This window comes from Microbacterium sp. NPDC056044 (assembly GCF_042267145.1).
In the GTDB taxonomy this organism is placed as follows: Bacteria; Actinomycetota; Actinomycetes; order Actinomycetales; family Microbacteriaceae; genus Microbacterium.
In genome coordinates, this window is record NZ_JBHJWZ010000002.1 from 550600 (window position 1) to 574863 (window position 24264).

23 protein-coding genes are annotated in these 24264 nt (G+C 71.2%); 14 read left to right on the forward strand and 9 right to left on the reverse strand.

What is annotated here, in order from left to right:
• Positions 1–220 precede the first annotated feature (220 nt).
• From rpmB to ACFC1I_RS07595, 6 genes are all read left to right on the forward strand, one after another.
• Positions 221–457, forward strand: coding sequence for a 50S ribosomal protein L28 (gene rpmB / locus ACFC1I_RS07570; protein WP_013584774.1), 237 nt, complete (start codon positions 221–223; stop codon positions 455–457).
• Positions 457–627, forward strand: coding sequence for a 50S ribosomal protein L33 (gene rpmG / locus ACFC1I_RS07575; protein WP_018173550.1), 171 nt, complete (start codon positions 457–459; stop codon positions 625–627). The genes rpmB and rpmG overlap by 1 nt, the downstream gene beginning before the upstream one ends.
• 3 nt (positions 628–630) lie before the next feature.
• Entirely contained in the window at positions 631–936 is a 306-nt protein-coding gene (rpsN, locus tag ACFC1I_RS07580) for a 30S ribosomal protein S14 (protein ID WP_018173549.1), read from the forward strand.
• 129 nt (positions 937–1065) lie between these two features.
• On the forward strand, positions 1066–2592 hold the full coding sequence (locus ACFC1I_RS07585; RefSeq protein ID WP_376007575.1) for an alpha-N-arabinofuranosidase: 1527 nt from the start codon (positions 1066–1068) through the stop codon (positions 2590–2592).
• A gap of 35 nt (positions 2593–2627) precedes the next feature.
• A complete protein-coding gene (locus tag ACFC1I_RS07590; protein ID WP_376007577.1) occupies positions 2628–3629 on the forward strand; it encodes a LacI family DNA-binding transcriptional regulator in 1002 nt (333 codons plus the stop codon).
• 85 nt (positions 3630–3714) lie between these two features.
• Complete coding sequence (locus ACFC1I_RS07595) at positions 3715–4818, forward strand: alpha/beta hydrolase (RefSeq protein WP_376007579.1); 1104 nt, start codon at positions 3715–3717, stop codon at positions 4816–4818.
• 153 nt (positions 4819–4971) lie between these two features.
• Here the strand turns inward: ACFC1I_RS07595 and ACFC1I_RS07600 are convergent, their stop codons facing one another.
• Entirely contained in the window at positions 4972–5826 is an 855-nt protein-coding gene (locus tag ACFC1I_RS07600; RefSeq protein WP_376007581.1) for an alpha/beta hydrolase, read from the reverse strand.
• A gap of 167 nt (positions 5827–5993) precedes the next feature.
• Here ACFC1I_RS07600 and ACFC1I_RS07605 point away from each other — a divergent pair, with 167 nt between their 5' ends.
• The 3 genes from ACFC1I_RS07605 (at position 5994) to ACFC1I_RS07615 (ending at position 9170) form a co-directional block, all read left to right on the forward strand.
• Positions 5994–6587, forward strand: coding sequence for a TetR/AcrR family transcriptional regulator (locus tag ACFC1I_RS07605; protein ID WP_376007583.1), 594 nt, complete (start codon positions 5994–5996; stop codon positions 6585–6587).
• A 211-nt stretch (positions 6588–6798) separates the two neighbouring features.
• The gene (locus ACFC1I_RS07610; RefSeq protein WP_045301792.1) at positions 6799–7086 is read left to right on the forward strand and encodes an HU family DNA-binding protein; all 288 of its coding nucleotides are present in this window, start codon (positions 6799–6801) and stop codon (positions 7084–7086) included.
• Positions 7087–7190: 104 nt separating this feature from the next.
• On the forward strand, positions 7191–9170 hold the full coding sequence (locus ACFC1I_RS07615; protein ID WP_376007585.1) for a cytochrome c oxidase assembly protein: 1980 nt from the start codon (positions 7191–7193) through the stop codon (positions 9168–9170).
• Positions 9171–9173: 3 nt separating this feature from the next.
• Here ACFC1I_RS07615 and ACFC1I_RS07620 read toward each other — a convergent pair whose 3' ends face one another.
• The 3 genes from ACFC1I_RS07620 to ACFC1I_RS07630 all read right to left on the reverse strand — a co-directional run bounded on the left by ACFC1I_RS07620 (position 9174) and on the right by ACFC1I_RS07630 (position 13093).
• Positions 9174–10952: a SulP family inorganic anion transporter gene (locus ACFC1I_RS07620; protein WP_376007587.1), complete on the reverse strand. Its 1779-nt coding sequence runs from the start codon at positions 10950–10952 to the stop codon at positions 9174–9176.
• 53 nt (positions 10953–11005) lie between these two features.
• A complete protein-coding gene (locus ACFC1I_RS07625) occupies positions 11006–12151 on the reverse strand; it encodes a hypothetical protein (RefSeq protein WP_376008025.1) in 1146 nt (381 codons plus the stop codon).
• 108 nt (positions 12152–12259) lie between these two features.
• Entirely contained in the window at positions 12260–13093 is an 834-nt protein-coding gene (locus ACFC1I_RS07630) for an NAD(P)/FAD-dependent oxidoreductase (protein ID WP_376007589.1), read from the reverse strand.
• A 53-nt stretch (positions 13094–13146) separates the two neighbouring features.
• On the opposite strand from ACFC1I_RS07630, the gene ACFC1I_RS07635 reads away from it, so the two are divergent.
• Both ACFC1I_RS07635 and ACFC1I_RS07640 read left to right on the forward strand, forming a co-directional pair.
• Positions 13147–13629 carry a MerR family transcriptional regulator gene (locus ACFC1I_RS07635; RefSeq protein ID WP_376007591.1) on the forward strand — a complete coding sequence of 161 codons (483 nt, stop codon included), beginning with the start codon at positions 13147–13149 and terminating at the stop codon, positions 13627–13629.
• Between the two features lie 9 nt (positions 13630–13638).
• Positions 13639–15003: an ATP-dependent RecD-like DNA helicase gene (locus ACFC1I_RS07640; RefSeq protein ID WP_376007593.1), complete on the forward strand. Its 1365-nt coding sequence runs from the start codon at positions 13639–13641 to the stop codon at positions 15001–15003.
• 246 nt (positions 15004–15249) lie between these two features.
• Here the strand turns inward: ACFC1I_RS07640 and ACFC1I_RS07645 are convergent, their stop codons facing one another.
• On the reverse strand, positions 15250–15912 hold the full coding sequence (locus ACFC1I_RS07645) for a heme oxygenase (biliverdin-producing) (RefSeq protein WP_376007595.1): 663 nt from the start codon (positions 15910–15912) through the stop codon (positions 15250–15252).
• 44 nt (positions 15913–15956) lie between these two features.
• Positions 15957–16283, reverse strand: a complete 327-nt coding sequence (locus ACFC1I_RS07650) for a DUF2470 domain-containing protein (protein ID WP_376007597.1) — start codon at positions 16281–16283, stop codon at positions 15957–15959.
• Between the two features lie 80 nt (positions 16284–16363).
• Here ACFC1I_RS07650 and ACFC1I_RS07655 point away from each other — a divergent pair, with 80 nt between their 5' ends.
• The 3 genes from ACFC1I_RS07655 to ACFC1I_RS07665 all read left to right on the forward strand — a co-directional run bounded on the left by ACFC1I_RS07655 (position 16364) and on the right by ACFC1I_RS07665 (position 19583).
• Positions 16364–17632 carry a serine hydrolase domain-containing protein gene (locus ACFC1I_RS07655; protein ID WP_376008027.1) on the forward strand — a complete coding sequence of 423 codons (1269 nt, stop codon included), beginning with the start codon at positions 16364–16366 and terminating at the stop codon, positions 17630–17632.
• A 68-nt stretch (positions 17633–17700) separates the two neighbouring features.
• Positions 17701–18543, forward strand: coding sequence for a DMT family transporter (locus ACFC1I_RS07660; RefSeq protein ID WP_376008029.1), 843 nt, complete (start codon positions 17701–17703; stop codon positions 18541–18543).
• A gap of 41 nt (positions 18544–18584) precedes the next feature.
• Positions 18585–19583, forward strand: coding sequence for a Gfo/Idh/MocA family protein (locus ACFC1I_RS07665; protein WP_376007599.1), 999 nt, complete (start codon positions 18585–18587; stop codon positions 19581–19583).
• Between the two features lie 53 nt (positions 19584–19636).
• Here the strand turns inward: ACFC1I_RS07665 and ACFC1I_RS07670 are convergent, their stop codons facing one another.
• From ACFC1I_RS07670 to ACFC1I_RS07680, 3 genes are all read right to left on the reverse strand, one after another.
• Positions 19637–21100: a glutamate-cysteine ligase family protein gene (locus tag ACFC1I_RS07670; RefSeq protein WP_376007601.1), complete on the reverse strand. Its 1464-nt coding sequence runs from the start codon at positions 21098–21100 to the stop codon at positions 19637–19639.
• A gap of 74 nt (positions 21101–21174) precedes the next feature.
• Positions 21175–22281 carry a substrate-binding domain-containing protein gene (locus tag ACFC1I_RS07675; RefSeq protein ID WP_376007603.1) on the reverse strand — a complete coding sequence of 369 codons (1107 nt, stop codon included), beginning with the start codon at positions 22279–22281 and terminating at the stop codon, positions 21175–21177.
• Entirely contained in the window at positions 22278–24221 is a 1944-nt protein-coding gene (locus ACFC1I_RS07680; protein WP_376007605.1) for a heparinase II/III family protein, read from the reverse strand. Before ACFC1I_RS07680 ends, ACFC1I_RS07675 begins: the two co-directional genes overlap by 4 nt.
• Positions 24222–24264 lie beyond the last annotated feature (43 nt).

Here is a 24264-nt window from a genome sequence, read left to right on the forward strand (position 1 = left end):
GACTCCTCGCCGCGCAAGCGCGACGCGTGGAGGGCGGACCGGGCCGCGTCAAGTCCGACACGCCGTCCGTGCTAGACTGACTCTTTGTCTGCGCGCCTCCAGCACGCAGTACGTATCCCACACCAGATCGCGGGCCTTCACCGGCCGGGTCGGGCGCGGGGTGCAGACAAGGGATCTTGGGTGAGGCCGTCCGGCCTCACGGTACTAAGGAGACATCACTATGGCAGCAGTGTGCCAGGTGACTGGAGCAGTTCCCGGCTTCGGTCACAACATCTCGCACTCGCACCGCCGGACGAAGCGCCGCTTCGACCCGAACGTGCAGAAGAAGACCTACTTCGTTCCGTCGCTGGGTCGCAACATCAAGCTGAACGTTTCGGCCAAGGGCATCAAGGTCATCGACGCTCGCGGCATCGAGGCGGTCGTGCGTGACCTCCAGGCGAAGGGTGTGAAGCTCTAATGGCCAAGAAGGCACAGGACGTCCGTCCGATCATCAAGCTGCGTTCGACCGCGGGCACGGGTTACACCTACGTCACGCGCAAGAACCGCCGCAACAACCCCGACCGCATCGTGCTCAAGAAGTACGACCCGGTCATCCGCAAGCACGTCGATTTCCGAGAGGAGCGTTGATCCATGGCTAAGAAGAGCAAGATCGCGCGCAACAAGCAGCGCCAGGAGGTCGTCGACCGCTACGCCGCCAAGCGCCTTGAGCTGAAGAAGGCGCTCGTTTCGCCGACGTCGACCGACGAGGAGCGCGAAGCCGCCCGCGTGGGCCTGCAGAAGCTGCCCCGCAACGCGTCGCCGGTCCGCCTGCGCTCGCGCGACGTCATCGACGGCCGCCCCCGCGGTGTCCTCACGAAGTTCGGCATCTCGCGTGTCCGCTTCCGTGACATGGCGCACCGTGGCGAGCTGCCCGGCGTGACCAAGTCGAGCTGGTAAGCATCCGCTTCACAGAAGGCCCGGAGTTCCTCGGAACTCCGGGCCTTCTGCTTTTTCCTCGACAGCGCACTCCGCGCTGTGTATCGTTACAACTCGCGTAGTCCCCCCACGTTTCGAAGGAGAAACCCTGTGCCCGACCTCCGCGCCCGCGCCGTCGTCGACCTGGACGTCCCCGGTCCGGTCATCAGCCGCCACCTCTACGGCCACTTCGCCGAGCACCTCGGTCGCTGCATCTACGGGGGGTTCTACGTCGGCGAGGACTCGTCGATCCCCCACGAGCGCGGCATCCGGCTCGACGTCGTCGAGGCGCTGAAGGGCATCGGCATCCCGAACCTGCGCTGGCCGGGCGGCTGCTTCGCCGACGAATATCACTGGCGCGACGGGATCGGCCCGAAGGAGTCGCGCCCGCGGATGGTCAACACCCACTGGGGCGACGTCGTCGAGAACAACCACTTCGGCACGCACGAGTTCATGGACCTCTGCGAGATGCTCGGCGCCGACGCGTACGTGAGCGGCAACGTCGGCAGCGGCAGCGTGCAGGAGATGAGCGACTGGGTCGAGTACCTCACGCGCGACGGCGACAGCCCGATGGCGAGCCTGCGCCGCGAGAACGGGCGCGACGAGCCGTGGAAGGTGCCGTTCTGGGGCATCGGCAACGAGGCCTGGGGCTGCGGCGGCAACTTCACCGCCCCGCAGTTCGCCGCCGAGGCGCGTCGCTACGCGACCTTCTGCCGCGACCACGGCGGCAACAAGCTGTATCGCATCGCCGCCGGCGCATCCGACGACGACGTGACCTGGACGACCGCGCTCATGGAGGCGCTCAGCTGCCTCGGCTGCCAGCGTGACCCGAAGAACATCTTCCAGGCGATCTCGTTCCACTACTACACGCTCGCCGGCACGTGGGAGCACAAGGGCAGCGCCACCTCGTTCACGACCGACGACTACTACGCGACGATGTCGAAGGCGCAGGACGTCGAGCGCGTCATCAGCGCCCACGCCCGCATCATGGACGCGTACGACCCGGGCCGCAAGGTCGGGCTCGTGCTCGACGAATGGGGCACCTGGTGGGACGTCGAGGAGGGCACCAACCCCGGCTTCCTGTACCAGCAGAACACCGTCCGCGACGCGCTCGTGGCCGCCGTCCACTTCGACGCGTTCCACCGCAACGCCGATCGCCTGGTGATGGCGAACATCGCCCAGACCGTGAACGTGCTCCAGGCGATGCTGCTGACGGATGCTGCGACAGGGGCGCTCGTGCTCACCCCGACGTACCACGTGTTCGAGATGAGCCGCGGCCACCACGACGCGGCGTCGCTCGCCGTCCACGTCCTCGACGCGCCCGAGCCCCGCGAGGCGGACGGCCGGCCGCTGCAGGTCGTGTCGGCGTCGGCCAGCACGACGGGCTCGACGGCGCTCCTGTCGCTGAGCAACCTCGACGCCGAGGCATCCCTCGCCATCGAGGTCGACCTCCGCGGCCGCGCGGTGTCGGCCGCGACGGCCCGCGTGCTCACGGGCGACTCCGCCGCCGCGCACAACACGGCCGAGGCGCCCGACGCCGTCGCCCCGGTCGCCCTCGACACCGAGCTTGACGGCTCGACGCTGCGGGTCACCCTGCCGGCGCACTCGTTCGCGACGGTGTCGCTGGAGCTGGCCTGACGGGTGGGCCGACGGCCCACGGATAGAGTTCAGCAATGGCCACCCTGCACGACGTCGCCAAGGCCGCCGGCGTCTCGCCGATGACCGTGTCGAACGTGCTCAACAAGCACCCGCACGTGCGAGCCGAGACGCGTGAGCGCGTGCTCAAGGCGATCGACGACCTCGGCTATCGCGTGAACGTCGCGGCGCGTAACCTGCGCGCGGGGCGCACCAACACGATCGGGTTCGCCGTGCCGGAGGTCGAGTCGCCCTACTTCGGGCAGCTGGCCTCCCGGATCATCGCGAACGCGCACGACGCGGGATACCGCGTCGCGATCGAGCGGACGGGCGCCGACCGCGAGAACGAGCTGTCGGCCATCGCGTCGTCGCGCACCCGCATGTACGACGGGCTGATCCTCTCCGCGGTCGGGCTGGGATCGGCCGACGCGAATCTGCTCACCACCGACGTGCCGATGGTGATCCTCGGTGAGAGCATGGCAGATGCCCCCGTCGACCACATCGCGCTCCCGAACGAAGCGGGAACCTACGCCGCGACGACGCACCTCATCGACCGGGGATGCCGCCGGATCGCGATGGTGCAGGGCGGAGACCTGAGCCGGCTCAGCGTCACGTCGCTGCGGCACGCCGGCTTCCGGCGCGCGCTCGCCGATCGCGGGCTCGAGCTCGACGAAGCGCTCGTGATCGGGCGGCACGATCTCTCCATCGAGGACGGCCGCACCGCCGCGCACGAGTTGGTCGACCGCGGGGCCGCCTTCGACGGCGTCGTCTGCATCACCGACACCGTGGCGCTCGGGCTCATCCGCGGGCTCGTCGATCGTGGGCTGTCGGTTCCCAGCGACGTGCGGGTGGTGGGTTTCGACGACATCCTCGAGGCGCGGTACAGCGTGCCCAGCCTCACCACGATCGATCCCGACCGGGACGCGGTGGCCCGCCTCGCCGTCGACCTGCTGCTCGCCCGCCTGGCCGACGCGCCCGGCTGGCAGCCGACGGAGCACGTCACCGGCTTCCGCGTGGTCGAGCGGGAGTCCACCGGCTGAGCAGCTCCGGGTTCCCCGGGACTCGGAGCCGCCCCTTTTGTCAAGCACCGTGCACGTCGGCGCCGACGCGCGGGAGGATGGATCCATGCCGCTGGACCCGTTCTTCGAAGAGCGCCTGCGAGTGCACCGCAAGTACATGTTCGACCAGGCGATGAGCACCGTGAGGACCCGCATCACCGCGCTCTGGCCGTTCGCCCGCGGGTCCGTCGTCCCGGCGGCCGCGCCCGTCGAGGCGAACACCGACGCGAGCGCGAAGCCCGCGAACAGGACGAAGCCGGCGCTCGGCCCGCACGCCCGCGCCCGGGCGCGGCACCGCCGTGCGGCGCTCGCGTGGGACCGCACCGAGCTCAGCACGGTCGGCACGCCCGGACCCGAGGTGCGCATCACCGAGCACCAGGTGCCCGTGTCCGGCTATCCCACCGTGCGCGTGCGGATCTACCACCCGTCCGTCGTGGGGGATGCGCCGGTGCCCGCCGTGCTGGCGTTCTTCGGCGGCGCCTTCCGCATCGGGGGCATCGACTATCCGACGACGGATGCCGCGTACCGCCGTCGCTGCGTCGACGCCCACGTCGCGATCGCCGCCGTCGACTACGCCCTCGCGCCCGAGCACCGCTACCCGGCGCAGGTCGAGCAGGGCTACGCCGCGCTGGACTGGCTGTTCGCGTCGGCCGCGGAGGTCGGCGTGGACGCCGGCCGGATCGGCGTGCTGGGCATCTCGGCGGGTGCGTGCCTCGCGGCGGCGGTCACGCTCGTCAACAAGGACCGTGCGGGACACCGGCTCGGCGTGCAGGTGCTCGAGGTGCCCGTCGTCGACCTCACGGGCGCCCACATGGACCTCGGCGCGATGCGGGCGCTGCACATCCCGCGCTTCCTCACCACGCGTGAGCTGCGGTCCGTCGCGCGGACCTACCTCGCCCGCCCGTCCGACGCCCGAGAGGCGTACGCGTCGCCGCTGCGCGCTGCGTCGCACGAGGGGCTGCCGCCCGCCGTGATCCTCACCGCCGAGTACGACCCGCTGCGCGGCGATGGCGACGCGTACGGCGCGGCGCTGCGCCGAGCCGGCGTCGACGCGAGCGTCGTGCGGTACCAGGGTGTGACCCACGACACCGCGATCTTCACGGGTGCACTGCCGGCGGCTCGTCGCTGGCATGACGACGTCGTGACCGCGCTGCGGCGGCTCCACGCCTGAGGCACGGGAAAGGCCCGGGGCTCCTGCGAACCCCGGGCCGCTGCGTCCCACCGCGGACACCGGCCGGGACACCACCCGACCGCCGAACCACCAGATGGACTGGGAGCTCGACGACCGGGTGCTGTCGGCGCGGCGCCGGGGCGCAGCATCCGTCTACTGTGCTGCCTCCGTCTCGGGAGCCGCAGCCGTCTCGCGCACCTGGTGGCTGGTCGCCCACGCGAGGGCGTAGTCGGCGATCTCCTCCCAGCCGTCCTGGCTCACCAGGCGGTGGGTGCGGCCCGCGTACTCCTTGTACTCGACGATCGCGGGGCTGCCGGTCGCGGCGTACTTCTTCACGACGGCCTTGCCGATCGCCGGCGGCACGACGTGGTCGATCTCGCCGGTGATGATGAGCAGCGGCGCGCGGTCGGTGCGGCCGTAGTCGACGTGGGTGACGCCGCCCTTCTCGTTGAGCACCGATGCCACGCCCTCGAAGAAGACCCGGTTGTACGAGTTGACCGCGTACTCCTCCCAGAGCTTGTCGGACTCCTCCCGCGGCAGGTCGTTGCCGAAGGTGAAGTGGAAGTGGCGCTTCGAGAGCGGCTTGGCGCCGTTGCGGCCGAACGGGTTCGACAGGATCGGCGTGCCGGTCCACAGAGTCGACAGCGGCAGCGTGGTGACGCCGGCGGTCTGTCCGGGGGCGACGCCCACGTAGGCGACGCCGAGGCCGCGGTCGGCGAGCATCTGCGTGAGGACTCCCCCGAAGGAGTGGCCGATGATGATCGGCTTCTCGGGCAGCTCCCGGATGATGCGCTCGTAGTTGTCGGCGATCTGCTTCAGGCCGATGCCCTTGAGCGCCTCGGGGTTGTTGCGGATGTCTTCGACCGTGCGGTCGTCGATTCCGGGCCAGCCCGGCACGATGACCTGGTGGCCGGCGGCGCGGAAGCGCTCGGCCCACGTGTCCCAGCTCTTGGGGGTCATCCAGAGGCCGTGGATGAGGACGATGGGGGTCTTGGTCGTGGTGTTCATGTCGTGCTCCTCGGTGGTGTCGTGCGGTGGTTTCGGTTGTGGTCTCAGGTTCCGGATCCTGGTGTGTCTTCGGCTGATGTGTCCGATGGTAGACCGAACGTTCTATCTACGCAAGACTATTCCCAAGAATTCTGAAATGGCACGATGGAAAGACCTGAGGGGGATCCATGAGCACCACACCTGCCGCGCCTGCCGCGGCGAGCCATCCGTCGCCGGCGCGTCAGCGGCTGCTGGAAGCCGCGACGCAGCTCTTCTACAACGAGGGCATCCACTCGGTGGGCGTCGACCGCATCATCGAGGAGGCCGGCGTCACGCGCGCGACGATGTACAAGCAGTTCGCCGGCAAGGAAGGGCTCGTGCTCGCCTACCTCGAAGGTGAGGACCAGGGGCTGCGGGCGCTGTTCGCGCAGGCTGCGCAGGCGTCGGATGACCCCGACGTGCTCCTCGATCTCGTGGTCGCGGGCATCGAGCAGGACATCCGCGACCGTCACACCCGCGGCTGCCCCTTCATCAACGCCGCGGCGGAGTATCCCGATCAGGGACCCGTGCGCGAGCTCATCGCCGACCATCGCGAGTGGTTCCGCGAGACCCTGCGACAGCTGGCCGAGGGGGCCGGGCTCCGCGATGCGGAAGGGGTCGCAGCATCCCTCGTCCTGCTGCGCGATGCGGCGCTCGTCGGCGGGTATCTCGACGGCCAGGACCGGGTCGGCCCGGCGTTCGCGCGGACCGCCCGCGACCTCCTGGCCGCGCACAAGCCCTGAACGCTGACGGCGTAATCGAGGCTCAAGAGTCGCATCTGTCACTCTTTTCACACGACACGCGGCCTGAAACGGCAGAAATCCGCAGAAATACGCGGTTCTGTCGGCGAGGTCGGGTACATTCGGTCCCGGTCGATAGGACCAGCCGGGGGGCGAAGCCATCCGGTCCGAGCAATGACAAGACGGCACTCGTCGTCTTTGGAGGACATACCAAATGGCCGACAAGACCATCACCAAGACCGAGCTCGTCGCGAGCATCGCGAGCGCGACCGGCCAGAGCCAGTCCGCCGTCTCTGGCGTGCTCGACTCCCTCTTCTCCACCGTCTCCGACGCGGTCGCCGCCGGCAGCAAGGTCTCGATCCCGGGCTGGATCGCCTTCGAGCAGGTCGCCACGTCGGCCCGCACGGGCCGCAACCCGCAGACCGGCGAGGAGATCAAGATCCCCGCGGGCAAGCGCGTCAAGGTCACCGCGGGCTCGAAGCTGAAGGCCGCCGTCAAGTAATTCCGACGAAGACCTCGGGAGAGGGGATGCCGCGACCCGCGGCATCCCCTCTTCTGCGTCTGCGGGCGGGAAACCGCACAGGTGCCGCGACGTAGGCTTGAGGCGTGAACCCCCGCACCCTGCGGGCCGTCGGGCCCGCGATCCTCATCGTGGCCGCGCTCGCGGTGATGGCGTGGGCGCTGGCGTTCGGCGGCGGCGCCGCGCCGCTCGCGATCGCCGACCCCGGACCGTTCGTGCGCTGGGGGCTGCCGACCGCGAAGCTCCTCGTCAACCTCTCCGCCGCCGGCATGGTCGGCGTGCTGGTGACGGCGCTGTTCACGCTCCGCGCCGGCGACCGCGAGTTCGACACGGCCCTCGACACCGCGTCGATCTCGGCCGCCGTGTTCACGATGGCCGCGGCCGCCACCGGCTTCTTCACGTTCGTCGACGCCTTCAACCCCGTGATCAACCTCGGCCCCGAGTTCGGCGCTCAGCTCGGCCGCTTCATCGTCGAGACCGAAGTCGGCCGCACGTGGCTCATCACGACGATCGCGGGTGCCGCCCTCACCGTGCTGACCTTCGCCGTGCGCTCGTGGACCGCGACCTTCTTCGTCGCGCTCCTGGCCGCAGCATCCCTCGTCCCGATGGGAACGCAGGGCCACTCCGGGGAGGAGGCCTTCCACCACGAGGCGATGACGGCGCTGATCCTGCACATCATCGCCGCCGCGGTGTGGCTCGGCGGACTGCTGCTGCTCGTGATCGTGCGGCCGCTGCAGTCCCGCGAAGACAACGTCGCGACGGTCGCCCGCTACTCGAGCATCGCGCTCGCCGCGTTCGTCGTGGTGGCCGTGTCGGGCACGGTGCGGGCGGCGATCGGCCTGCGGGACTGGTCGGCGCTCCTCTCTCCGTACGGCGTGATCCTCGGCGTGAAGGTGCTGGCGCTCATCGCGCTCGGCCTGTTCGGCGCCTGGTACCGCACCCGCCTCATCGGAAAGATGAAGACGAAGGATGCCGCGACCCGGTCGTTCTGGACGCTCATCGCCTTCGAGCTCGTGCTGATGGGCGTCGCGAGCGGTGCGGCGGCGGCCCTCGCGCGCACGCCCCCGCCCGTCGCGCCGCTGATCCCGAAGACGCCGACGCCGGCGGAGCGCCTCACCGGCGCGCCGCTCCCGCCCGAACTGACGATCGAGCGCTGGCTCACGGCGTGGAACGTCGACCTGCTGTGGGCGGTCATCGCCGGGTTCGCGATCTTCTTCTACATCGTCGGCGTCTGGCGTCTGCGCCGGCGTGGCGACGCCTGGCCGGTGTACCGCACGATCATGTGGATCGTCGGCTGGCTGCTGCTGGTGTGGGTCACCGGCGGCGTCATCAACGTCTACCAGGACTACCTGTTCAGCATGCACATGGTCGGGCACATGCTCCTGACCATGGCGATCCCGCTGCTGCTCGTGCCGGGTGCCCCGATCACTCTCGCTGCGCGCGCGATCCACAAGCGCGACGACGGCACCCGCGGCGGCCGCGAATGGCTGCTGTGGGCCGTGCACTCGCCGGTGGCGCGCATCCTCACGAACCCGTTCGTCGCGGCGGGCCTGTTCATCGGCTCGCTCTGGGTGTTCTACTACACCGACCTGTTCCGCTGGTCGCTGTACGACCACCTCGGCCACGAGTGGATGATCGCGCACTTCCTCATCACGGGCTACCTGTTCGTGATGAGCCTCATCGGCATCGATCCGGTGCCCTACCGCCTGCCGTACCCGGGGCGCCTCCTCCTCCTCATCGGCGTGATGGCGATGCACGCGTTCTTCGGCATCGCGATCATGATGCAGGAGGGCCTCATGATCGCCGAGTGGTTCGGCTCGATGGGTCGCACGTGGGGCGCGACGCCCCTCGAGGACCAGTACACCGGCGGCGGCATCGCCTGGTCGATCGGCGAGATCCCCACGCTCATCCTCGCGATCACGGTGGCGATCCAGTGGAGCCGCAGCGACGACCGCGAGACGAAGCGCCGCGACCGGCACGCCGACCGGACGGGCGACGCCGAGCTCGAGGAGTACAACGCCCGCCTGGCGGCACTGGCCGAGCGCGACGCGCGCACCGGCGGCTGAGACCTACCCCCTTGCGCCGCCGGGGGCGTCGTCGCCCGGGTCTGCGGGAGGACGTCCGGGCGCAGCATCCCATCGTGTTCCGGTGATGTCGCCGCGCAGCGTGCCGGTGACCTCGTCGACGGCGGCGCCGACGGTCGGCGCGAAGCGGTCGGGCGTGAAGCGCGCGGTGAGGCCGTAGCGGGCGAGCGTGTCGATCACGGGGGACTTCATCTCGGCGATGATGAGACGGATGCCTCGTGCCTCGAGATACTCGTCGAGCTCGACGAGTTCGTCGGCCGCTGTCGTGTCGATGTCGGTGATGGGCTCGGCCGCGAGGATCACGGTGCGCACGTCCGGTCCCGCGGATCTCACGCGCGAGCGCACCCAGTCGTCGAAGATCGCGCCGTTCGCGAAGAACAGCGGCGCATCGAACCGCACGATGACGACTCCGGGGACGCGGGAGCCCTCGGGATTGCGCGAGAGGTCGTGGTAGCCGCGCAGTCCCTTCACGCGCCCGAGCTCGGCCCGGTACGGCCGCCACGAGCGGTTGACGAAGGCGATGAACGACAGGCCGATCGTGATCACGATGCCCTCGAGCACGCCGAACACGAGCACGCCGAGGAAGGCGGCCGCCGACAGCACGGCGTCGACGGGGTTGATGCGCACCAGCCGGGCGACGCCGCGCGCGTCGATGAGGCCGATGGCCGCGCTCATGACGACCGCGGCGAGGGTCGCCGAGGGGAGGAGCTCGGTGAGCCCCGGCAGGGCGAGGATGAACACGATGAGCAGTACGGCCCCGACGACGCCGGTGAGCTGCGTTCGGGCTCCCGCCTGCTCGGCGACCGGCGTGCGCGACGACGAGCCCGAGACCGGGAAGCCGCCGAGCGCGCCGCCCGCGACGTTGGCGATGCCGAGTCCGGCCATCTCCTGGCTGCCGTCGACGCTGTCGCCGCGGCGGGCGGCGAAAGTGCGCGACAACACGGCGGTGTCGGTGAACGCGATGAGGGCGATGCCGGCGGCGGGGAGCGCCAGGGCCGCGACATCCGTCCACTCCAGTCCGCCGAGCGCGGGCGCCGGCAGACCCTGCGGGAGCGCGCCGACCACGGAGAGGCGGTCGGGGAGACCCAGGACGCCCGTGAGCACCATCGACACCACCACGACGACGAGCACGCCCGGCACGCGGAACCGCACCGCCTTGAGCACGAAGATCACGACGAGCGAGCCGACGCCGAAAGCGGCCGCGAGGGGGTCGATGCCGCCGCCGACGATGCCCTCGACGATCGCGACGGCGCCCTGCCACAGCGACGGTGCGTCGACCGAGAAGCCGAGGAGCTTCGGCAGCTGCGACACGATGACGATGACGGCGATCGCGTTGAGATAGCCGACGCGGATGGGTTTGGACAGCAGGTCGGTGACGAACCCCAGTCGCACGAGACCGCCGACGATCAGGAGCGCGCCGACCATGATCGCGAGCAGGCCGGCCAGCGCGACCGCACGCGCCTGGTCGCCGAGCGCGAGCGGCAGGATCGCCGCCGCGATGATCGGGGCGAGCGACGAGTCCGGGCCGAGCACGAGCACGCGCGACGGCCCGAAGACGGCGTAGGCGAGCAGTGGGACGATCGTGGCGTACAGGCCGGTGACGGGCGGGAGCCCGGCGACTTCGGCGTAACCCATGCCCGCGGGGATCAGCAGCGCGGTCACGACGATGCCCGCCCGCACGTCGGGCCAGAGCCACGCGCGCCGATAGCCGCGCACAGCCGCGACGGCGGGGATCCACCGCGCGATGCCCTTCGTCGAGCTCATCATCGACCCCGGCACCCATCATGGCGGAAAGCGGGGCCCGCGCGGAGCGGGCGTCAGTTCGTGTCGGGGCCGGTCACGACGATCGTCGCCGTGCCGTCGGGGCGCACGGTGATCGCTCCCTTCACGATGAAGGGGACGTCCTCGCTGACGGCGCGGACGCGGCCGTCGTAGAGCGAGCGGATGCCGACCTCGATGTGGGCGACGGCCTCAGCCGCGAGGATCGACCAGCCGGCACCGTCGGGCTCGACCGCGACCGTCGGCTGCTGCGTGATCGACCACTTCGGCAGTGACGTGATGCGGTCCTCGACGAAGTACCCGAACGGGCAGGCCGTCGGCTGCAACACCTCCTGGGTCGCGCACGAGGTGAGGAACTCCTCGACCTTCTCCTGCACCACACTGAGGAACTTCTCGGTGGGCTGCGCCACCACGTTGACCGGGATCGCGCGGAACGGGCTGTCGGAGAGCACGGCGACGCCCGGAGTGCTCGAGATCGCGGTGTCGACCGACACCGAATACAGCCCGGGCGAGAACACGAGCAGAGAGACCGGGGCGGCGGGGTCGGCGTCCGCCCCGTCGGGTGAGACCTGGCGCTTGTCGATCTCGAAGCCGTTGACGTCGAAGACCATCGACCCGGTGACACCGAGATTCATGACGGCGAGCGGGCTCTTGGCGAACCGCCACGTCGGCGCGACGCCGATCGAGCCGTCGCGTTCGACCGCGAACGTCGTGCGGCCGTCGTGCCCGCGCGCCGTGTACGCGATGGTGACGTGCGTGATGTCGCCGTCCTCCACCTCCGACACGACATGGGCGTCGCGGATCGGGGCGAGCGCGGTGCTGCGCAGCAGCGCCTCCGACGCCGTCGGCGGCAGGCCCGCCGCCTCGAGCTCGGCGGAGCTCACGGCGACGCCCGGCACGGCGAGGGCGTCGGCGGCACGGCCCTCGGCGAGCAGCTGCACGTACCGTTCGACGAAGGCTCTGGGGCTGTAGAACTCCCGCTGGATCACTCCCCAGGCCGCGAACGCGGCGCCGATGAGCAGCGCGCCGACGACGCCCAGAAGGGTGAGTTCGAGGGCGAGGCGGCGGCGCGTCCGTCGCTTGACGGGAGGCTGGATCACGTCCTGCGCAGGGCTCGTCGCCGCGCTGTCAGGGGTTGCCGGAGCGCCCGGAGGCGCACTCGCGCGACCGGACGGTGTGTCCATCACCCCCTGATCCACGCGCCCAGTCTAGGAAAGCGTGGCCGGGAGGCCCCTGTGGACCGCAAACTTTGGACTTGCAGTCCACTCGGGTTCACCCGGCGACGGGGCGTGTCACGGCATGATCGCGTCGCGCACGGCGCTCGCGCCCGCGAGCTGGCCGGACGCGATCGCCGCGGCGAGCGACACCATCGGGCCGGGCACCGCCGCCACGTGCGCCATGTCGCCGCCCGCGTAGACGCCGGGAACCGTGGTGCGGCCCATCGCGTCGATCTCGACGCCCCCGGACGCCAGGACGCCGCAGCCGAGCTGCGCCGCGAACGGGGCGCGCTGCGTCGCGGCGGCGGCGGTGAAGACGCCGGCGACCCGTTCCGTCGAGCCGTCGGTGAGCGCGAGCTCGAGACCGTCGTCGACCGCGGTCACGCGCGCCACATCGGACGGACGCGCGAGGAACGCGGACGCGACGACGGGGCGCAGCATCCGTTCGATCATCCCGGCGTGCTCGCCGTCGATGAGGATGCCGACGCGCCGGCCGGCGAACTCGTGGCCGTGGCAGAACGGGCACTGCGCGACGAGGCGGCCCCACTGCTCGGCGAGCCCCGGGACAGGCGGCAGCTCGTCGCGCATGCCGGTGGCGAGCATGAGTCGCGCTGCGCGCTCGACGCCGTCGGCGGTGGTCACCTCGAAGTCGCCGAGGGCGCCCGACACGGCGGTGACCGGCGTCGTGCGGACCTCGACGGTGTCGTAGGCGGCGAGTTCGTCGCGCGCGATGCGGCGCAGGTCGGCGGGGCTGCGGCCGTCGTTGGTGAGGAGGTTGTGGGCGTGCTCCACGGTGGCGTTGCGGTACTCGCCCGAGTCGAGCAGCAGCACGGTGCGGTGCATGCGGCCGATGGTGAGCGCGGCCTGCAGGCCGGCGGGACCGCCGCCGATCACGATGACGTCGTACATGGAGATCCTCTCGTCGGGTTGCTTCGGAACCGATCCTGTGACTTCATGTCGACATGAAGTCAAGTCTGCCCATCGGCGACGCCGCCGCCAGGTTCTCGCTGCCCACGAACGTGCTGCGGCACTGGGAGGAGGTCGGGCTGCTGCGTCCCGAACGCGACGCCGGGGGGCGGCGCCGGTTCGGCGACGACGACCTGGTGCGCATCGGCGTCATCGTGCGGAGCAAGAACGCCGGCATGAGCCTCGAGCAGATCGGCGTGCTGCTGGACGAGCAGGCGCCTGAGCGGCACCGCGTGCTCGAGGAGCACCTCGCCGACCTCGAGCGCCGCATGGCCGACATGGAGCGCTCGCGCCGCATGACCGAGCACGCGCTGCGCTGCCGCTCCCACGACATCACGACGTGCCCGCGGTTCCGGGCGATCATGGACGAGGTCGTCGCGGGCACCGGCCGCTGGCGCGAGTCCGACGAACCTGTGGACAGCGAGCGGGTCTCCACCGATCGCGCCGCAGAGGGCCGGGTTGCGGCATCCGCTCGTTAACATGAATCGGTGAACACTCCGCCTCTGTCCGCTGAGCAGGAGGCGCTGTTCCGGCTCATCGAAGACACCCGCGAGCACGTGTTCGTGACCGGACGCGCCGGCACGGGCAAGTCGACGCTGCTCCAGCACCTCGCGTGGAACACGAGCAAGCAGATCGCGGTGTGCGCCCCGACGGGCGTCGCGGCGCTCAACGTCGAGGGCCAGACGATCCACTCGCTGTTCAAGCTGCCGCTCGGCATCATCGGCGCACACGACGAAGACCAGTCCGACGCGACCCGCAAGCTTCTGAACGCGATCGACACCCTCGTGATCGACGAGATCTCGATGGTCAACGCCGATCTCATGGACGCGATCGACCGCTCGCTGCGCAAGGCCCGCGGGCGGCGCGGCGAGCCGTTCGGCGGCACGCAGATCGTCATGTTCGGCGACCCGTACCAGCTCGCACCCGTGCCGCCGCGCGGCGACGAACTGCGATACGTGCAGGACCATTACCGCTCGTTCTGGTTCTTCGACGCGAAGGTCTGGGTGGGCGAGGCCGTGAGCGACGGCATCCTCGACGTCGGCTCGTACGGCGCCGACCTGAACATCCGCGAGCTCGTCGACATCCACCGGCAGTCCGATCCGGCGTTCAAGGCGATGCTCAACGCGGTGCGCTACGGCCGTGTGACAGCAGACATCGCCGAGGTGCTCAACACCACCGGCGCGCGCACTCCCCCGGATCCGCTCGACGGCGAGCACCCGATCATCACGCTCGCGACCCGCAACGACATCGTCAACAACATCAACCGGCGGCACCTCAACGAGCTCATCGGGCGCGAGCAGACCGCGACGGCGGAGGTCAACGGCGATTTCGGACGGGGGGATGCCGCGTACCCCGCCGATCTGGAACTCAAACTGAAGGTCGGGGCCCAGGTGATGTTCCTGCGCAACGACACCGCCGCCTTCGGCGAGCCGCCGCGATGGGTCAACGGCACGATCGGGACGGTCACACGCATCGCGGGCGAGACCGTGCGCGTGGACGTCGAAGGCGAGGAGTTCGACGTCGAGCCGTCCGTGTGGGAGAAGTACCGCTACTCGTACAACCCGGGCTCGAAGACCCTCACCCGCGACATCGTGGCCGAGTTCACGCAGTTCCCGCTGCGCCTGGCGTGGGCCGTGACGATCCACAAGTCGCAGGGCAAGACCTACGACCGCGCGATCATCGACCTCGGGTCCGGCGCGTTCGCGCCCGGTCAGACGTACGTCGCGCTGTCGCGCCTCACGTCGCTCGACGGACTGTACCTCTCGCGGCCGCTCCGGCCCCGCGACATCCAGGTCGACCCCGACGTGCGGCGCTTCATGGCGTCCGCCGTGCGCGGCACGCCCGTGGCCTGAGTCCCCGGGCGTCCGTGCCCTGAGTCCGCAGAGCCCCCGTGGCCTGAGCCCCCCGGGCGCCCGTGGCCTGCCGCGACGCCGGGCCGCGGCATCCGCCCCGCCCCTCCGTCCCCCCGTCCCTCCGGCGAGAGTACAGCTGGTCGCCGAGAGGGTGGTTGCTTCCCTACCTCTCGTCCACCAGATGTACTCTCGCGGAATTGGGAGAGCGGTCCGGACGGGCGGGCGACCGCGGGCGGGCGGCCGGCGTCAGGCGACGTGGGCGGCGTCGGCGGCCTTGGCGGCGGCGAGGTCCTCGAAGAGCTCGGTGTTGAAGCGGTAGGCGAGCAGCACCTCGTCGATCACGCGCTCCTGCTCGTCGGCATCCCAGGGGGCGGCGTCGAGCTGCTCACGGTAGACGTCCTTGAAGGCCTTCGGGTCGGCGATGTCCTCGAAGAGGTAGAAGCCGATGCCGTTCGTGTCGAAGCCGAAGCGGCGTGCCATCAGGCGCCCGATGAACTGGCCGCCCGACAGGTCGCCGAGGTAGCGCGTGTAGTGGTGGGCGACGAAGCCGCCCGCCCACGTCGCGCCGACCTCGTTGATGCGGTCGACGTAGCGACGCGTCGTCGGCAGCGGCTCGATCTCGTCGCGCCAGTCGGGGCCGACCAGGAACTCGAGGTCGGCCTCGAGCGCGGGGAGCCGCGTGAGCTTGTCGGAGATGAACACCGCCGCGACCGGGTCGTTGCGCATCTGGCCGGCGGTGCGCTCGAGCGCCTCGTAGATGAACCAGTGCTGCACGACGAGGGCCACGTAGTCCTCGCGCGTGCCCTCCCCCTTCATGAGGTCGGCCATGAAGCCGGAGTGCTCGCTCGACGAGTGCGAACTGCTGGACCGCTCGCGCAGGGCGGTGGAGAACGGGATCGGGTCGCTCATACCTTCATGCTAACTGAAGATAAGGCGAACCTAACCACAAATTTCTACGCGTGCGGCCGGGGCTCGACTCCGAGGCGGGCGCACGCCTCGTCATAGAGCGCGACGATCTCGCGCCGCACCTCGCGCCGCTCCGTGATCGGGCCACCGGGCCACGCGACCGCGATCTCGGCGGTCGAGCCGTCTTCGAGGGTCGCCTTCCAGACACCCTGATCCCCGTCGAACCCGGTCATCGTCGCGGCGCTGATCGCAGCATCCGTCAGTCCTGCGTCTGCGGCGAACGCGCGCGAGATCAGGAGGTTGTCGTCGCCGTGGTCGCCGTTCATGTGGCCGAGCACGCCGGTCAGTGCGGCGTCGTCGAAGAGGAAGGTCATGGCTTCACCCTACGGATGGCCGTTCATCCGAAGCGACTCTGGTGTGTTTGAATTCATTGCACGATCATCGGGGGGTGAGAATGCGGACCCGCTCCACACATCGACGCGCCATCGCGGTGCTCGCCGGTGCCGTGACGACGGCTCTGCTGCTTGCCGGCTGCTCGTTCGAGAACGACATCCAGCCCGATGTGCCCCCGCAGACGACCGCGGCCTTCGCCGACGAGACCGTGCAGCAGCTGACGGATGCCGTCACCCACGCGATGGGCGTCACCGGGTCGTCCGGGGCGATCGTCGGAGTCTGGGCGCCCTGGAGCGGCAGCTGGGTCGCGGGCCTCGGCACGCAGCGACCGGACGGCGGTGGCGAGGTCACCGACGACCTGCTGTTCCGCGCCGGCAAGGTGACCCGCGCCATGACGTGCGACGTGCTGTTCGAGGCCGCCGCGGCGGGCAAGGTGAAGCTCGACGACAGCATCTCGACGTACGTGTCGGGCGTGCCCGACCTGGCCGATGTGACGCTCCTCGAGCTGTGCGACGGCACGTCGGGAATCGGCTCGTACGCCGGCCAGCTGTACGGGTCGTGGATCTCGAACCCCGACCGCGTGTGGGATCCGCGGTACCTCGCGAGCTTCGGGCTCGGTCAGCCGCGCACCAGCGAGCCGGGCGCCGCGTACCGCGACTCCGACGCGGGTTACGTGCTCCTCGGCCTCGCGCTGCAGCGCGCGACGGAGGCGTCGGCCGCCGACCTCATCCACACCTACGTCGCTGACCCGCTCGGTCTCGATGCGACCTCGCTCGGCGAGCTCCCCGCGTCGGGCGTGCTCCAGGGCGGGCAGTCGGTCAACAACGCCGAGGGCGCGCTCGACTGCGCGCAGCCGATCGACCTGACCACGGCGTCGTCGAGCAGCGGTTTCACCGACGCCGGCGTGGTCACCGACATCCATGATCTGGGCCGCTACGTGCAGTCCCTGGCGTCGGGCTCGCTCGTCGAGGACGACGAGCGGTTCAGCGCGCCGATGGCGGTCGCCCCCGATGCGCCGTCCTGGTACGCGGCCGACGGTGGCGCGCTGATCGCCGGCTCCCTCATCGGCCAGTTCGGCAAGGTGCCCGGGTACATCACTGCAGCCTTCGCCGATCCCGTGACGGGACTGACCGTCGCCGTCGTGCTCAACAACTCCGCCGCAGACGCGGCGGTGGGCGAGTACCTGGCGTGGGAGCTCGCGGCGATCGCGTCGAAGACGCCCGCGACGGCGGGTGAGACGGCGCCCGAGGCGGGTCTGCCGTGGACCGCCGAGCAGTACCACGCCGCGATCGACACGCTCGCGGTCTGCGCTCCTCCGGCAGCGGAGTGAACGCCGGGGCCGGCACCGGGGGCATTGCGGTCGCGGGCTCAGGACGCGCGGGCACGACACCCGCCATCCTGCTGGTGATCGCGGGACTCGCGTGCCAGGAGGTGGGCGCCTCGATCGCCGTGCTGCTGTTCCCGCAGGTGGGGCCGCTCGGCATGGTCATGCTGCGGCTCGTCTTCTCGGCGGTCGTGCTGCTGCTGATCGCGCGGCCCCGCGTCCGCGGGCACTCGCGCGCGGACTGGACGGCGGTCGCGCAGTTCGGGCTCGTGCTCGCGCTCATGAACGGCCTGTTCTACCTCGCGCTCGAGCGCCTGCCGCTCGGCGTCACCGTCACGATCGAGGTGCTCGGCCCTCTCGTGCTGTCGATCGTGGCCGCACGCCGGGCCTCGGCGTGGCTGTGGGCGCTGCTCGCCCTCGCCGGCATCGTCGCGCTCGGCGGCGGCGGGTGGGACCGGCTCGATCCGATCGGCGTGCTGTTCGCTCTCGGCGCCGCGGGCAGCTGGGCGTTCTACATCCTCGCCTCGGCGCGTGTCGGCCGGGCGTTCCCCAAGCTCGACGGGCTCGCGCTCGCGATGACGGTCGGCGCGCTGATCGCCCTCCCGTTCGGGATCGTGGATGCCGGCGCCGCCCTGCTGCGGATCGAGATCGTCGCGCTGGGCGCGGCGGTGGCGGTGCTGTCGTCGACGATCCCCTACGCGTTCGAGCTGATCGCCCTGCGGCGCCTTCCGGCCGCGGTCTTCGCGATCCTGATGAGCCTCGCACCCGCCACGGCGGCCCTCGCCGGCTTCATATTCCTCGGGCAACATATGACGTGGCTCGAGATCGTCGGCATCGCGCTGGTGATCGCCGCGAGCATCGGCGCGATCCGCTCGTCGGCCCGCGCCGCGCGCGAGGCCGCCGAGCCGATCGCCTGACTCCCGCGCGCGGCCCGAGGCGGGTGGGTAGCATCGGGGGCGTGACACAGGCGCAGAGCATTCCGAAGACGAGATGGGCGGTCCTCGGGCCGGGGCAGATCAGCCGGGACTTCGTGGTCGGGCTCCGCGCTTCGGAGCACGGGATGCTGCATGCCGTGGGCAGCTCGTCGGCCGAGCGGGCGGCGGCGTTCGCGTCGGAGCACGGGGCCGCGGCATCCGGAACCTACGACGAGATCCTGGCGCGCGACGATGTCGACGCTGTCTACGTCGGCACGGTCCACACCACCCACGCCGACCTCGCGATCCGCGCGCTCGAGGCGGGCAAGGCGGTGCTGTGCGAGAAGCCGGCGAGCCCGACGCTCGCGGAGGTGGAGCGGATCCTCGAGACCGCCGAACGTGTGCAGCGGCCGTTCCTCGAGGCCTTCAAGACCCGGTTCGGCCCGTTCGCCGACACCCTGCGCGAGCTCGCCGCGGGCGGCGAGCTGGGCGCGCCGCAGCGCTTCGAGGGCGCGTTCGGGTTCGACGCCGTCATCCACCAGGGGCGCCTGTTCGACCCGGAGGTCGGCGGCGGGGCGATCCTCGACGTCGGCTGCTACCCGCTGTCGCTCGCGATCGATCTCGCGGCCGCGGCCGGCCGGCCGATCGATCCCGAGTACCGTCGCTTCGACGCCGAGCTGGTCGCGGGGGTCGACGGCACCGCCTCGGCCGAGCTCACGTTCGGCGACCTCACCGCCGTGATCGCGACGTCGATCATCGAGAACCTCTCCGACACGGGCGTGCTGACGTTCGCCGATGCCGAGGTCGTGCTGCCGAACGTGTGGGGCAGCCGCACCGAGAGTCCGTCGCAGCTCATCGTGCGCCGCGGCGCCGACGAGCGGGTGATCGAGGTGCCGGTCGTGCAGCCGATGGGCGCCGAGGCCGACGCCGTCTCGTTCGCGCTGGCCGAGGGCCGCGTCGAGGTGCCGCAGATGCCCTGGGCGCACACCCGCGCGGCGGCTCGCGTCCTCGCCGACTGGCGCGGCGCCGCCCTCGCGGGCTGACGCAGCGGGCTGACCCGCCCGCCGACGCGGGACGCCGACGCGGGACGCCCGGGTCACTCCCAGGTGTGCACGGGCTCGTTCGTGTGCATCGCCTCGCGGTACTCCAGCAGGGTGGCGCGCAGCCCGTCGTAGCGCTCCATCGTCGCGCGCCGCTTCATGCGGTCCGTGAACCAGCCGGCGCCGGTGACACCCGTGAGGCAGCGACCCTCGATGATGCCGAGCAGGCGATCGCGGACGGATGCCTCGACCCCCCACGCCTCGAGGCCCCGGTGCGCGAGCGGCAGGAGGCGCCGGAGCACCAGCTCGGTCGCGGGCACCTGCCCGACCCCGGGCCAGTACTGCTGGGCGTCGATGCCGTCGCGGGCGGCGATGTGGAAGTTCTCCTCGGCGGCCGTGAACGACAGCTGCGACCACAGCGGCCGGTCGTTCTCGGCGATCGCGCGCACCAGGCCGAAGTAGAACGCGGCGTTCGCGACGGTGTCGACGACGGTCGGGCCGGCGGCGAGCAGCCGGTTCTCGACGCGGAGGTGCGGCACGCCCCCGGCGACGTCGTAGATCGGGCGGTTCCAGCGGTAGATCGTGCCGTTGTGCAGCCGCAGCTCGGCGAGCTCGGGGATGCCGCCGTCGTCGAGCACCTCCATCGGGTCGTCGTCGTGGACGATCGGCAGCAGTGCCGGGAAGTAGCGGACGTTCTCCTCGAAGAGGTCGAACACCGACGTGATCCAGCGCTCGCCGAACCAGACGCGCGGGCGCACGCCCTGCACCTTGAGCTCCTCGCTCCGGGTATCGGTGGCCTGCTCGAAGAGCGGGATCCTCGTCTCGCGCCACAGCTGCTTGCCGAGCAGGTAGGGCGAGTTCGCCGACATCGCCAGCTGCACCCCCGCGATGGCCTGCGACGCGTTCCAGTACGCCGCGAACGAGTCGGGCGAGGTCTGCACGTGCAGCTGGGTGCTGGTGCACGCGGCCTCGGGCAGGATCGAGTCCGCCGTCGTGACGAGCCGCTCGGGCCCGTCGATCTTGATCAGGATGTCTTCGCCGCGCGCATCGAGGATCTGCTCGCTCAGCAGCCGGTAGCGCGGATTGGCGCTGATGCTGTCGGGCCGCAGGTGTCCCTCGGCGAGCGTGGGCAGGATCCCGATCGCCACGAGGTGCGCGCCGACGGTCGACGACCGCTCCTCGGCGTGGTTGAGACTCCGGCGCAGGCCTTCCTCGAAGGTCGTGAGACCTCCCTCGCGCAGGCGTGCCGGCGGCACGTTGATCTCGATGTTGAACTGTCCGAGTTCGGTCTGGAACGCAGCATCCGCTATCGCTTCCAGCGCCTCGGCGTTGCGCAGCGCCGGATCTCCCGTCTCATCGACGAGATTCAGCTCGACCTCGAGACCGGTCAGCGGATCGTCGGTGTCGAAATGCGCCTCGCGCAGCATGCGCGCGAACACGTCGAGGTTGCGCCGGACCTTCTCGCGATGGCGAGTCCGATCGGCGCGGGTGAACTCCTGTGCCGGGACGTCCTCCCCCATGGCGGCACTCTAGCGAGCCGCGATCCCACCGGCCACCAGGCGCACGCGCCGGGTGGTGGCATCCGTCCCCGCCGTCAGGCGCCGCGGGGCGGAGCCGTCGAGCCGCGGACGTTCAGCGTCGGGTTCAGCACGACGCGGTGCACCGGGCGGGTGGGGTCCTCGATGCGCCGCACGAGCAGGTCCACCGCCGCGCTTCCGACCGCTGCGCGCGGCGGGCTCACGGCGGTGAGCGCCGGCGTGAAGAGCTCGGCGACCTCGTCGTCGTAGGCGACCACCGACAGGTCGCCGGGCACCGAGATGCCGCGGTTGAGGGCCAGGTCGACGAACGCCATCGCCTCGGGGTCGGAGTGCACGAGGATCGCCGTCACCGAGTTCGACAGCGCGGCGTCGAGCGTGGCGTCGACGACCGCCGAGAAGTCGGGGCTGGTGCGCGGCGGCAGGCTCGTCTCGAAGTGGTCCGACGGGGTGAGGCCGAGCTCGAGGCACGCGGCCTGCCAGCCGGCGGCGATCTTGCGCGAGGTGGGCGAGTCCCGCGCGATGATGAGCCCGACGCGGCGGTGGCCGAGCGAGGCGAGGTGCCGCGCGGCGAGCACGGCGCCGAGCGCGTGGTCGGTCGTGACGTTCTCGACCGGGCTGCCCGACGGCAGCAGCACCGCGTCGCGCTCGACGAGCACGTTGGGCACGCCGCACTCGGCGAGCCACTGCACGACGTCCTGTGCGTGGGGGGTGTCGGTGTTCGGCGCGACGACGAGGCCGCGCACGCCCTCGGTGTGCACGAGGCGCTCGAGCACCGGGCGCTCGTCCTGCAGCTCGTACGACGCACCGCGCAGCACGACGCGCAGGCCCTGGCGCGTGGCCTCGGCCTCGGCGCCGCGCACGACGCTCGGCCAGTAGAAGCTCAGCGACGGCACGAGCATCGCGATCGACCCGGTGCGTGCGGCGCCGAGCGCATGGCCCGACTCGCTGTCGTCGAGCCCGCCGGCCGGCGGCACCGCACCGCCATGCACGCGCACGAGCAGCCCCTCGCGCTCCATCTGGGCGAGGTCGCGACGCAGCGTCACCGGCGCGACGCCGAGCTCGTCCATGAGCTGGGCGACGCGCACGGCGCCATCGCGCTCGAGGGTGGCCATCACGTGCGCCCGCCGCTCCGCGGCCAGCAGCGCCGGTGTCTGGTCGGTCATCGGGCGTCCTCCGCGTTCGTCAGGTCCAGTTCTACCGTGACCGCGACCGCGTCGGCGGCCGTCACGTCGAGATCGAGCCGGGTGAGTCGCGCGCCCCACACGCTCGACAGCACCGGATCATCGAGTTCGCGCACCACGAGAGACGCGTCGACGCCCTCGGGCCACGAGATGCGCAGTGGCGTCGCGCCGTCGAGGGGAATGACGGTGATGGATGCTGCGCCCCGGTGCACGTCTCCGGCCAGCAGCATCCGCACCTGGGTGGGCGCGGTCGTCCCGCCGGGGTTCCACGCATCCTCGATCACGACGCGGCGCGCTGCGCGCTCGAGGCGCACCGTGCGGTGCCAGGGCGCCGCGTCGGCATAGGCGCCCGCGAGCTCGAGCGACAGCGACGCGCCGTCCACCTCGACCTCGGACGCCGCGTACTCCGCCCCGGGGCTCTGCTCGAGACCGCCGATGACCGGAACGTTGTGCCAGCCGCTCTGCATCGTCCAGATGTCGTAGCGGCCGGGCCCGAAGGTCTGCAGGGTGTAGGTGGGCCGCCCGGCGTCGACGATGACCGGCACGCCGTCCGACGCGACGACGAACGAGCCGACGTCGTTGTGGTTGTGGTGCTCGCCGTTGTGCCCGCCCTTGACCGCGACCGTCAGGCCCCGAGGCGTGCCGCCGTGCTCGCGGGCCAGCAGCACCTCGGTCGACGGCAGCCAGACGTCGCGCGGGAACGGCGACGACGCGCGCGCAGCGCCGACCCAGGCGGGATCCGTGATGCCGCGCAGCAACCGCCCGAACCCCTCGTGCTCGGTGGCAGCGGGCTCGCCCACGATGCGATGCGACGCGGCGTGGGCCGCAGCATCCACGTCTCCCGTATTGCGTGCCGCACGATGCAGGGCGTGCCACGGCTGCGCGGCCGAGACGCGCGCCTGGCCGTCGGCGAGGTTCAGGTACCAGTCGCCGCCGAGGTGCATGCGGTGGGGGAACGCGACGGTCTCGCGCAGCGCCGGGATGCCCGACGCGTCGAGCACTCCCCCGGTCGCGTGCCGCACGATGTCGAGGGCCTCGAGCGCGCGGCACGCGCCGTTCCACCAGTACGCGTAGCCCTCGTCGATCGCGCCGTCGGCCGGCAGCGCCGTGACGTACCGGTCGATGCCCTCGAGGGCGAGGGTCACGATGTGTGCGCGCTCCTCGGTCTCGGACGGGTCGTCGAGCAGCCGCAGCGCGGCGGTGATGACGTTGCCGTGGATCCACGGGTTCCAGTTGTGCACATCGCCGTCGAGGCCGATCCAGTGCCAGTCGCGGCGCTCGGTGAACGGCTGGAACACGCGCACGCGCGCCTCGTGGCGGATGCGGGAGCGGATGCCGGGGTACCGGGCTTCGAGCCGTGCACCGAGGAGCTGGTCGATCCACGTGAGAAGGGCGACAGCCTCGCCGGCGCCGAGATCGAGGTACGGCGCGGTCACCGTGGGGAGCACGGACCCGCGCTCGCGGAACGCGTCGTCGTGGGCGGGCCAGCACCAGGTGCTCTGCTCGCAGATCAGCCAGACCCCGTCGAGCACCTCGGCGAGGAACCGCGCGCCGAGGTCGGGGTCGTCGGCGTGGTGGGCGGCGGCGAGGGCGGCACGGGCGAGGCGGCGCTGGCGCTCGAAGACGATGGCCTCCCAGCCCTCGCGGTCGCCGTCGTCGTGGATGCGCGCGGCGGCGGTGGCGAGCGGGACGCCCCACGGGCGGCCGAGGTCGTCGTCGGCGCGGGCGAGCACGTCGGCGACCGCGACCGGGTCGGCGCTGCCGCCGGGGCCCCAGACCGTGCGGTCGTCGGACGGGGCGACGGGAAGAGCCTCGTCGGGCGACGCGAGCAGACCGGCGACGGCCGCCCCGAAGGCGGCACCGGCCCGCCGCTCGTAGACGGCGGCCAGTTCGCCCCGGAACGTCGCGCTCGCGGTCGTCAAGGTTCCTCCTCGTTGATTCACCTGGGTGGGAGATCCACCGTCG

What these genes read in the sequence shown, in the direction of transcription:
- rpmB (WP_013584774.1), top strand. Translation starts at nt 221, where the DNA reads ATGGCAGCAGTGTGCCAGGTGACTGGAGCAGTTCCCGGCTTCGGTCAC.
- rpmG (WP_018173550.1), top strand. Translation starts at nt 457, where the DNA reads ATGGCCAAGAAGGCACAGGACGTCCGTCCGATCATCAAGCTGCGTTCG.
- rpsN (WP_018173549.1), top strand. Translation starts at nt 631, where the DNA reads ATGGCTAAGAAGAGCAAGATCGCGCGCAACAAGCAGCGCCAGGAGGTC.
- ACFC1I_RS07590 (WP_376007577.1), top strand. Translation starts at nt 2,628, where the DNA reads ATGGCCACCCTGCACGACGTCGCCAAGGCCGCCGGCGTCTCGCCGATG.
- ACFC1I_RS07595 (WP_376007579.1), top strand. Translation starts at nt 3,715, where the DNA reads ATGCCGCTGGACCCGTTCTTCGAAGAGCGCCTGCGAGTGCACCGCAAG.
- ACFC1I_RS07600 (WP_376007581.1), bottom strand. Translation starts at nt 5,826, where the DNA reads ATGAACACCACGACCAAGACCCCCATCGTCCTCATCCACGGCCTCTGG.
- ACFC1I_RS07605 (WP_376007583.1), top strand. Translation starts at nt 5,994, where the DNA reads ATGAGCACCACACCTGCCGCGCCTGCCGCGGCGAGCCATCCGTCGCCG.
- ACFC1I_RS07610 (WP_045301792.1), top strand. Translation starts at nt 6,799, where the DNA reads ATGGCCGACAAGACCATCACCAAGACCGAGCTCGTCGCGAGCATCGCG.
- ACFC1I_RS07620 (WP_376007587.1), bottom strand. Translation starts at nt 10,952, where the DNA reads ATGAGCTCGACGAAGGGCATCGCGCGGTGGATCCCCGCCGTCGCGGCT.
- ACFC1I_RS07625 (WP_376008025.1), bottom strand. Translation starts at nt 12,151, where the DNA reads ATGGACACACCGTCCGGTCGCGCGAGTGCGCCTCCGGGCGCTCCGGCA.
- ACFC1I_RS07630 (WP_376007589.1), bottom strand. Translation starts at nt 13,093, where the DNA reads ATGTACGACGTCATCGTGATCGGCGGCGGTCCCGCCGGCCTGCAGGCC.
- ACFC1I_RS07635 (WP_376007591.1), top strand. Translation starts at nt 13,147, where the DNA reads ATGAAGTCAAGTCTGCCCATCGGCGACGCCGCCGCCAGGTTCTCGCTG.
- ACFC1I_RS07645 (WP_376007595.1), bottom strand. Translation starts at nt 15,912, where the DNA reads ATGAGCGACCCGATCCCGTTCTCCACCGCCCTGCGCGAGCGGTCCAGC.
- ACFC1I_RS07650 (WP_376007597.1), bottom strand. Translation starts at nt 16,283, where the DNA reads ATGACCTTCCTCTTCGACGACGCCGCACTGACCGGCGTGCTCGGCCAC.
- ACFC1I_RS07655 (WP_376008027.1), top strand. Translation starts at nt 16,364, where the DNA reads ATGCGGACCCGCTCCACACATCGACGCGCCATCGCGGTGCTCGCCGGT.
- ACFC1I_RS07670 (WP_376007601.1), bottom strand. Translation starts at nt 21,100, where the DNA reads ATGGGGGAGGACGTCCCGGCACAGGAGTTCACCCGCGCCGATCGGACT.
- ACFC1I_RS07675 (WP_376007603.1), bottom strand. Translation starts at nt 22,281, where the DNA reads ATGACCGACCAGACACCGGCGCTGCTGGCCGCGGAGCGGCGGGCGCAC.